Origin of the sequence: Arcticibacter pallidicorallinus (assembly GCF_003002875.1) — a bacterium.
Lineage (GTDB): Bacteria > Bacteroidota > Bacteroidia > Sphingobacteriales > Sphingobacteriaceae > Arcticibacter > Arcticibacter pallidicorallinus.
In genome coordinates this window covers 728,293-737,506 of the sequence record NZ_PVTH01000001.1, presented here as the reverse complement: position 1 = coordinate 737,506, position 9,214 = coordinate 728,293, and the positions used below count along the sequence as shown (strand labels likewise).

Genomic DNA, 9,214 nt, shown 5'->3' with positions numbered 1-9,214 from the left:
AAAACCTCATGTCCATCAATCATAAGAACATCAGAGACCTGTATCCACAGAACTATAAGAAACTAATTGAGGCTGGCAAGCTGTAGTTCGTCGGGTGGATACGGCCATCCTGATTGAATTTATCCCAGCTGTATTTAAAAGGTTCGGATTTGACTAACCAATGGTTCATGAATTTTGTGTGTTTAGCGCAAAACTAACAATTCTTGGAAAACTGCTAAACAACTTGAGAGAAATGAAGGTAATAGTAAAGTAAAAGAAGACTCCTGAAAAATGCTATTTTGACATATCTGCTATAGCTCTGAACATTGGTGCTCTAACTTCTCGCAAATTCGAATGATTTTTGTTTTCAATCTAACCAAAATATGAAACTAATCGAAAGTTCGTTTAAGCTTCACTCCAGAAGAAAATTCATTTATGATCTGGGGATAGCGTCCATAGGGATCTCAACTCTGTCACTCTTCTCTGGTTTCAAGAGCCACGACGAAGACTCCAGTAAAGAACGCATCAGGAAAGAAAAAGCATCGGGCAAACTGGGCATCGCCCTGGTAGGTTTAGGCAGCTACGCCGGTGGACAGCTTGCGCCGGCCTTGTCAGAGACATCGAACTGCTTTCTTGCCGGTATTGTAACAGGGACACCTGAGAAGGCTGAAACATGGAAAACAAAATACGGTATCCCTGCGTCTAACATTTACGATTATAAGAACTTCGACCAGATAAAGAATAACCCGGATATTGACATCGTATATGTTGTCCTTCCGAATTCCATGCACGCTGAATATGTGATCAGAGCGGCGCAAGCGGGAAAGCATGTTATTTGCGAAAAACCTATGGCTATCACCGTTGATGATTGTGATAAGATGATTGCTGCCTGTAAAAAGGCAGACCGTATACTCGGCGTAGGATATCGATTGCATTATGACCCCTACCATCTGGAAATGATGAGGCTTGGCCAGCAAAAGATCCACGGTAATATCAAAAGTATGTCGGCAGGTTTCGCATTTAATGCGCATAAGGGGCAGTGGCGGCTGGATAAGGCTATGGCCGGTGGCGGTCCGTTAATGGACCTTGGAATCTATTGCGTGCAGGCTTTCTGCTATGTTACGGGGCAAACTCCACTTTCCGTTACGGCGAAGGAAGGACCGAAAACCGATCCGGAGCGTTTTGCCACGGTGGAGCAATCACTCACCTGGCAATTTGAGATGCCGGGAGGAATCAAGGCTGAGGGATTTTCCAGTTATGCGGATAGCCGCAACACGCTTAAAGTCGAAGCTGAACGGGGAGCGTATGAGCTTACGCCCGCATTCAATTATGGCGGTATTCGTGGAAAAGGCCCTGACGGAAATCTTAGTTTTCCTGCTGTAAACCAACAAGCTTTGCAAATGGACGACTTTGCGTTATCATTGATTCGGAAACGCCCTGTTCGTCTCCCGGGTGAAATGGGAAAACGTGATGTGGCCTATCTTCAGGCGATCTATCAGGCAATGCGTAGCGGACAAAAAGTAATGTTGAAATAAGTGTTTTAGAAGATGATAAGAAGACTTATGATAGTTCTTTTTGCTGGAGTCTCTTTAGGGATGACACAGCCCTCCCCTAAATTTATAGGACACATTGAGCGTCTGGACCCTGAACTGGATAAGATTATTATGCAGGGCGCAAAAGCTGAAATTATCGCTGAGGGCATGGATTGGAGTGAAGGACCACTTTGGGTGGAAAAGCATAAAATGCTCCTTTGGTCGGACGTCCCAAGGGATACCGTTTGGAAATGGACTGAAAAAGGCGGCAAGGAGGTATACCTCACTCCATCGGGATATACGGGCAGTGTTCCGCGAAAGGGCGAAATGGGTTCCAACGGATTGCTACTGGATCCCAAAGGCAACCTGGTACTCTGCATGTGCGGCGACAGGCGGATGGCCAGAATGGATGCTCCTTTAAATGCTCCTAGGCCAAAATTCGTCACACTCGCCGGCAACTATGAGGGCCGGAAGTTTGACAGTCCGAATGATGCTGCCTACTCCCCTACCGGCGAGCTCTATTTTACAGATCCTCCTTACGGTTTGGAGCATCAGCACAATGACCCTCTAAAAGAAATGAAAGTCCAGGGAGTTTACAAAGTAAAGAAGAATGGCGAAGTTGTATTGCTGATTGACTCGCTTACCCGTCCAAATGGTATTGCTTTCTTTCCGGGGGGCAAACAGTTGCTGGTAACGAATTCAGACGGAGCCAATCCGAACTGGTATATTTATGATGTAACTGAGGAAGGTTTGACCAACGGCAGAATCTTTTATAGTGCGAAAAGCGAGGGCAAAGGGTTGAGAGGCGCACCGGACGGACTCAAGATCAATAAAGATGGTTATGTATTTTCGAGTGCTCCCGGAGGGATCTGGATCTTTAACAGAAGCGGTAAGTTGATAGGAAAACTGAGCGGACTTTCTGCGCCGGCATCTAACTGCACATTCTCAGGAGATGAAAAGACGCTGTACATCACCAATGATATGAATATTCTACGACTGAAGCTAATGGATTGATTGTAGAAGATACCGAATTCGTTCATCCGTAGTACCAGATTTCTGCTTAGAGAAGTATTGCCAGAGTAGTGGGATAAATATTATAACGACTTGATTTAAAGTCGAGAATAAGTTATTAACTTTAAAGTATAAACCTAAACCCTGACATAATGGAAAATCTTTCTCCAAACGAATCTCCTGGTTCAATTAATTTCAATGACTCCTGTTTCAGACAATTAGATGTCACGCGTAAGTGGACTAGATTCTTGTCTGTTGTTGGCTTCGTGTTCCTAGTGTTTATGGCAGTTTTCTTCCTGGTAGCTTTGACTCAATTCTTTGGAGGTGGGAATTGGTTTCAAGTGTTGACTATCGTCCCCCTCGTCTTGATGGGGGCAGTTTACTTTTTCCCCATTTATTTCCTTAGCAAGTTTTCCTATCATTCGAAACTTGCTTTGAATACCTTCAGCGGGGAATCATTGGCTACGGCTTTAAGGTATCTGAAGCTTCACTACGTCTATATGGGCGTGCTACTGATTATCGTAATTTTTGGGTATCTGGTTGCTTTTGTCGGAATGATGACCATGTCAGGGCTTGATGTCTCCGACGTTTTAAAAACACCTTCAATGTATTAAAATTATGACTCATACTAATCTTACCAATTCCGTATTTTACTTTGGATACTCCATTCTATTCGCGTTTGCAGCGTTAAAAATCACGTATACTGCGGTAAAGTACGATAATGTGGCTGCGATCGTCGGAGCTATTTTGATGGTTGCTTTCATTGTTATGGCACTCATTGAAGTACATAGATCAAAAAATATACACCGACCGAAAAGATCATGTGGACGACAGGATTTCTCTTTTTCAACCTGATTACCGGAATTATTTATTTTTTCTTCGCAAGAAAACGTGTAATCAGGAATTATAAACTAAGATCGCCTTTGACCTAAAATAGGAAACAGCAAGGAGCTTTGTAAGCTCCTTGCACCTAATAGCTTCAATAGAGCATTATATCCCTTAATCTGTTATCATTTTTTTTAGTAGGTTTGATTATAGGTTAGCCTTGCGTTCTGAAGAAGGGCAAGGCAACAACATATTGGGGTATAAAAGCAAACATGTTAACAGTAGAAAAGATAGGTGGCACTTCCATGAGTGCCTTACAGGATGTAATCAATAATATCATCTTATTTGAGCGTACGGGAGATCAACTTTACAACAGGATCTTTGTCGTTTCCGCATTTTCAGGAGTAACCAACTTGTTATTAGAAAACAAGAAAACCGGAGAACCGGGGGTTTACCATAAAATTGTTAATCTTCAGGATTTTCATAAACCTATTAAGAACCTGATCATCAAGCTAAAAGGGATCAATAAGCAATATGAGCCGCTGGGTCTGGATCTTGCAAAAGCGGATCATTTCATTGAAAAGCACGTTCTGGAAGCACAGACGATGCTGGACAACCTGGCAAATATTCTTGCCTCAGGCTATGTAAGCAAAACCGGAATACTTCAGGCTGCACGTGAAATCCTGGCGTCTATCGGCGAGAGTCACTCGGCTTTCAACTTTACCAATATTCTTCAGAACATGGGCATTAACACTACACTTGTTGATCTGAGTGGATTTAATGACCCTAAGGCTTATACTATTGATCAACGTATAAAGCGGGCGTTTAAGAATATTGATTTCGAAAAGACGATCTGTATAGTAACCGGTTATACCAAGGGTAAAGAAGGTATTATGCGCGAGTTTGATCGCGGATATTCGGAAGTTACATTTAGCAAGATCGCCGTGCTGTTAAAGCCGGAGGAAGCTATCATACACAAAGAATACCACCTTTCAACTGCTGACCCTGCGCTTGTAGGTATTGACAACTGCATGCCAGTTGGATATACCAATTATGATATCGCTGATCAGCTTGCAGACGTGGGTATGGAGGCTATACATCCGAAGGCCACCAAGCCTCTGGAGATTAATGGCATCAACCTTCGTCTGAAAAACACGTTCGACCCGTCCCATCCGGGAACTCTTATTACCAGAGAGTATATCAGTGAGCAGAAGCGCGTCGAGGTGATCACGGGTACAGATAAGCTGCTTATTATCGATGTTTATGATCCGCTGATGGTCGGCAATGTGGGAAGTGACCTGCAGATCATGCAAATTTTCTATGACAACAACATCAGTTATACCTTCAAAGCCACCAGCGCCAACTGTATCTCGCTGGTTATCTGGGAAAGGGATTTTGAGAAAAAACTGATCAGTGATCTGGAAGCGAAATTTGAAAAGATCACCGTGGAGAAGGCTGCTATGGTTTGTTTGCTTGGTTCCAATATGGATGAGCCGGGCTTGTTAGCAAAGAGTGCTTATGCGCTTACTAAAAAAGGAATCAATATCATGAGTGCGGGCTTTTCACTAAGGAAAGTCAACATCCAGTTCCTTGTAGACAGAGAGCATTTTGAACCGGCGATCATTTCTCTAAACGAGGTGCTTTACAGCTAGTTGCAACAAACGGCTAATTTCTGATTTTAATACAACAAAAAGATATTTTCCGTACTTTATACGTTAGATGCGGGACCTTGTGTTCCGCATCTAACCAATTATGAAGTACCTCTCGATAATATCTTTGCTTGCTTTTATATGCATTGCCGGACGTCTTCATGCGGAGCCTGTCGATGAGCAATACGTCTCTCAGTATCTGGATAATAGCAGCGGACTTTCCAACAGTGCCATAAACTCCATATTTCAGGATAGTGAGAACCTGCTTTGGGTTGGCACCTGGGACGGACTGAACATGTTCGACGGAACGGAGTTTAAAGTATTCAACTACACCAATCATGGCTCTGGAAGCATAGGAAACAATGTTATTCAGGAAGTAAGTGAAGGTTATGGGGGGAATATATGGGTCAATACTATCGGGGGCATAACGCGTATTGAGAAGAACAGCGGAACCATTCATCAGTATTTCTACGACGCAAAGTCCAAACGCCGAATCACCGAGAGGGAGTATGAACTTGCGGCTGACAAGCGGGGACAGGTTTACGTTTACAGTCGCGATGAGGGACTGATGAAGTTTGACAGTTCGAGCAACTCTTTTACCGGCGTCAGGGAATTCCCCAAAAACAGGCTCATAAAGAAGCTGAAGCTTGATGGGGATGGATCGCTATGGGTACTTGAGGCGAACGGCAATCTACTACTTACTGAACCACACGCCGAAGGTTTAAGGATTAAACGTGTCATCCGACACTCCCTGGGTATCAACAACTTTTTTTTCGTAAATCAAGCCGCTATACTCGAAGCTGGAGGAAATATGTTTGGAAGCTTTGAAAAGTCTGCATTCAAAAGAATCCCTGGCAATTTTACCGGGGTTAGGGCCGTATCCCGATTCCGGGGAGGCTACATCCTTCTTAGAGAAAGTACGGGAGCAGAAGTATATGATCTGAAATTCAGAAAGAACGCCAGAATAGATGGGATTATAAAAAAGTTCTCAGGCCTGCGAATTACATCACTTGCTTCTTCCGCAGATGGTATTCTCTGGTTAGGAACAGATGGCAACGGGCTGATAAAGCTTCACCCCAAGACAAACAATTTCGGCCTGGTAAAAGGGAACCCATACGGCATCAACAAACCAATAAGAGCCTTCGCTGAGGTGGGCGGCAAGCTATGGATTGGAACGAAGGGGAAGGGTATCATCGAACTAGGTAATGTGTTAGCGAAAGATCTGGATTTAAATAACCGCAGATTCATATCTGTCTCACACGATCCTGCTGACAACTCGGTGTTCGTACTAAAAAAAGGAGTTCAAGATCTGGTGTATATTGGCACTGATGGAGAGGGCCTTCAAGTGTACGATTTGGAAAAGCGGCGGATTATACCCTGGAAAGAGATTCAGGGTACATCCCGTCTGCCCCGCTTCCGCTCTATTTACGCTGTTCTGCAGGATCGTGACAGTTCGTTGTGGCTAGGTACCAGCGGCAGTGGTTTAATCCATCTCCGGATTGCAAAAGGTCCGGAAGGCGGGCTCTACGTAGAGAAATTTCGGCAATACCTTTCCGATAGAACGGAGGGTCTTGCCAATGATATCATTTATTCTCTGGCAACTACAGATGATCGGTATTTATGGATCGGCTGCCGATATGGTGGTTTAAGTGTATTGGATAGAAAGACGGGGCGATTTAAAACATTCAATGCATTCACTTATCCAAACAGTCTATCCAATAACGATGTACTTTCCTTGTACCGCGATCGCTCAAAGGGACTATGGATAGGAACAAGTTTTGGACTAAACTATCTCCCCTATCCGGAAACGTTAAAAAGACAACCGGAGTTCACCAGGTTTACAACGGAAAACGGTCTTCCCAATAATACTATACATGCCATCGAACAGTCTGCTACCGGGGAGATCTGGCTAAGCACAAATAAAGGCTTAGCAAGGCATCGACCCGGGTCGGGCATTATAATCACCTATAATGAAAAAGATGGATTGCAAAGCAATGAATTCAGCGATGGAGCGGTGTGGAAGGGCAATGACGACAGGCTCTTTTTCGGCGGAATCTACGGCTTTAACTATTTCCTTCCTTCGGCACTCAAAGGCAATGCAGATGTTCCCAATCTGCTGGTATCGCATGTACAGATTGGTGGTAAGAATGTAAATGAAAACAGAATTCAGGTCTTAAAGGCCAGGTCCGCCGAATTCTATACGTACGAAACAGAACGGGAAATGAACTTTTTCAGGCTGACGCTGAAACCACTCCGCTTCAATGACCCTGCTAAACATGAATTTACCTATAAGTTGGAGGGGAATGATCAAAGCTGGAATTACTCGGACGCCAACGGAAGCATCGTTTATAATAACGTCCCCCCTGGAAAATATAAGTTGCTGGTACGTTGGGCGAGTAATGAGGGAGTCTGGACCGAACCCATTAAAGTAATGGAAGTGAGGGTTAAACCTTATTTCTGGCTCGGCTATCCTGCGCTTATGTTCTACATCCTGGTACTTGCTTGTGCGGGCTATGCATTTCATCGCTACAGGAAAAACAAGATCGAAATGCGGTATAAGCTCGAGATGGAAAATCATCTGCGTTTGAAAGATGAGAGCATTCATCAGCAAAGACTTAACTTTTTTACCAATATAGCTCATGAGATTCAAACGCCGTTAACACTGATTATGGGATCCATCGAGCATTATATCCGGACGAGTGAATCTGCTATAAGGAAAAATAAGGAAGGCTACTTCCTTTCTCTTGTTCACCAGCACTCCATAAGGCTTACCTACCTTGTTCAGCAACTGCTCGAATTCAGAAAGGCAGAGGCTGGGTACCTGCAGGTGAATGAAGTTTACATTGACATCAGTAAAATGCTGACTAGCCTTTCGGCGTTGTTTATACCGGAGAGTGAAAAAAGCACAAAACCTTATATCCGAAAGATCCAGGATGGAATAGCTGGTTTTGTGGACAAGGATAAGCTGGAGAAGATTCTTTTTAACCTCTTGTCTAACGCTTTCAAACATTCGGGATCTGGAGATCGCGTTTACTTTGATGCGAATTATGATACACAATTGCGAAAGCTGCGGATCGCGGTAAGTAATACGGGCTGTACATTAAACCATGAGGAGATTAAAACCTTGTTTCAAAGGTTCTATGCTAAACGTACAAACGACAGACCAAGTACCGGAATAGGATTATCGTTTGCTGCTGAGCTGGCCAGTCTTCTTGGCTCTGATATTCTGGTCGATCTGCAGGATGAGCGCATCTGCTTTTCCATTTCTTTACCTGTAGCCTCGACTTCTACGAGCAAAATGGAGAATGAAGTGGCTACATCTGAACCTTCTTTTCTACACAAATCGCTGATAAAATATCAGCAACAGCCGCCATTGACCAGTAGTGAAGAAGAGAACAAGAGCAGCGTAATCGACGCTCTTCATCAGAAGTCCCGCCATAGTATCCTTATTGTAGAAGATGATATAGAGCTTCGCTACCTCGTCCGTCAGGTTTTGCAGGAACAGTATATCGTATATGAAGCAGGCAATGGAATGGAGGCCCTTCATCTATTGAAAAGAAGTTACCCTAGCTTGATCATATCTGATGTTACGATGCCTGAGATGGACGGTATGGAATTATGCAGGGAGGTTAAAAACACTCCCGCTACTGCTCAGATTCCGTTTATTATGCTCTCGGCCAGAGGAACCGAGGAAAACAAAAATGAGGGCTATGAAGTGGGTGCAGATGCATATATTCCCAAACCCTTTCATATAGCCTACCTACTTTTAAGGGTTCGCAAACTGCTTGAATACCATACCCGTATGCAGCATCTGGTCAAGGATCAAAACATCAGCAGTCAGTTTATGTATGCGGATATTGAGGATGCAGACAAGGTTTTCCTGGAGGCGATTCTGGAGGTAATTGAGAAACATCTGGATGATCCGGAGCTGAACGCGACGACTATCGAGAAGGCCATATTCATCAGCAAGATGCAGCTGTACAGAAAACTGAAAGCTTTGGCAGGAATGACGCCTGCGGAGTTCATCAAGCGGATCAGGTTAAAGCATGCGGCAGATATGCTGTTGACTTCCCAATTCACGGTTTCTGAGATCATCTATCGTACAGGCTTTAACAGCAAATCGTATTTCTTCAGGGAGTTTAAAAAAATATATCTGCTGGCGCCTAACGAATACCGGGCGAAGCAGTATGAAACCACATAAATATAGCTTATATACCG

General features: G+C 43.9%; 6 protein-coding genes. All 6 read left to right on the top strand.

Annotated elements, in window-relative coordinates:
* The first annotated feature begins 362 nt into the window (after positions 1-362).
* Complete coding sequence (locus B0I27_RS02880; protein WP_106291159.1) at positions 363-1,514, top strand: Gfo/Idh/MocA family protein; 1,152 nt, start codon at positions 363-365, stop codon at positions 1,512-1,514.
* Between the two features lie 27 nt (positions 1,515-1,541).
* Positions 1,542-2,525: an SMP-30/gluconolactonase/LRE family protein gene (locus tag B0I27_RS02875; protein ID WP_219904966.1), complete on the top strand. Its 984-nt coding sequence runs from the start codon at positions 1,542-1,544 to the stop codon at positions 2,523-2,525.
* Between the two features lie 149 nt (positions 2,526-2,674).
* Positions 2,675-3,136: a hypothetical protein gene (locus B0I27_RS02870; RefSeq protein ID WP_106291157.1), complete on the top strand. Its 462-nt coding sequence runs from the start codon at positions 2,675-2,677 to the stop codon at positions 3,134-3,136.
* A 177-nt stretch (positions 3,137-3,313) separates the two neighbouring features.
* Positions 3,314-3,454, top strand: coding sequence for a PLDc N-terminal domain-containing protein (locus tag B0I27_RS17885; RefSeq protein ID WP_425428104.1), 141 nt, complete (start codon positions 3,314-3,316; stop codon positions 3,452-3,454).
* A 165-nt stretch (positions 3,455-3,619) separates the two neighbouring features.
* Entirely contained in the window at positions 3,620-4,999 is a 1,380-nt protein-coding gene (locus B0I27_RS02860; protein WP_106291153.1) for an aspartate kinase, read from the top strand.
* Positions 5,000-5,099: 100 nt separating this feature from the next.
* Complete coding sequence (locus B0I27_RS02855) at positions 5,100-9,197, top strand: two-component regulator propeller domain-containing protein (RefSeq protein ID WP_106291151.1); 4,098 nt, start codon at positions 5,100-5,102, stop codon at positions 9,195-9,197.
* Positions 9,198-9,214 lie beyond the last annotated feature (17 nt).